The organism is Helicobacter vulpis (genome assembly GCF_003660395.1).
GTDB classification, from domain to species: Bacteria; Campylobacterota; Campylobacteria; order Campylobacterales; family Helicobacteraceae; genus Helicobacter; species Helicobacter vulpis.
The window spans coordinates 1-553 of the sequence record NZ_QXQT01000088.1 but is presented as its reverse complement, the minus strand read 5'-3'; the positions used below and the strand labels follow the sequence as shown (position 1 = coordinate 553).

Here is a 553-nt window from a genome sequence, read left to right as displayed (position 1 = left end):
CCTTAGCGAGGGCGAGCTTTTAGGCGTTGGCAAGCAAGATTTACCCCGTTAGCGAGCACAAGCCGGGGCTGAAGCAGTATGCTTAAGCCCGTTAGCGAGTGGGAGCTTTAGGCGTTAGCAAGTTAGCTTAAGCCCGTTTGTAGAGCTCTACATTTTAGAAAGGAGTGGGCGTAAAATAGGGGCTAGAAAGTCCTTACCAAACACTTTAAAGAAGAATGGGTTTAAGAAGACTTGCTTTATTTTTGGCTTTTGTCTACATATTTGCGCGCTGTAGGAGGAGATAATGGAAACATGGGTTTTTTCCATCGTGATGTTCGCGCTAGGTTTTGCGTGCATCTGGTTTTTTTCCAAGCCTTAACATGCACACACGGGTGAGTATGTTCATGCTAGGCCTTTTTTTGAGCGCGTGCGCGCCTAGGGTGGTCTATAAAGATGTCTATGTGCCCACGCCTTGTAACATTGTCAAGCCGGTTAGACCGGCAAAGGATTTAGGGTTATTGGAGTATGTGAAGGCGTTGTTGATCTACACCGAGGGGCTAGAAAAGGATTTAGA

General features: G+C 46.7%; 1 protein-coding gene. It reads left to right on the top strand.

Features of this window, described 5'->3' with window-relative positions; genetic code table 11:
• Nucleotides 1-359: 359 nt before the first annotated feature.
• A partial coding sequence (locus EAO38_RS08965) for a hypothetical protein (protein ID WP_162982764.1) occupies nucleotides 360-553 on the top strand: 194 nt, incomplete at its 3' end.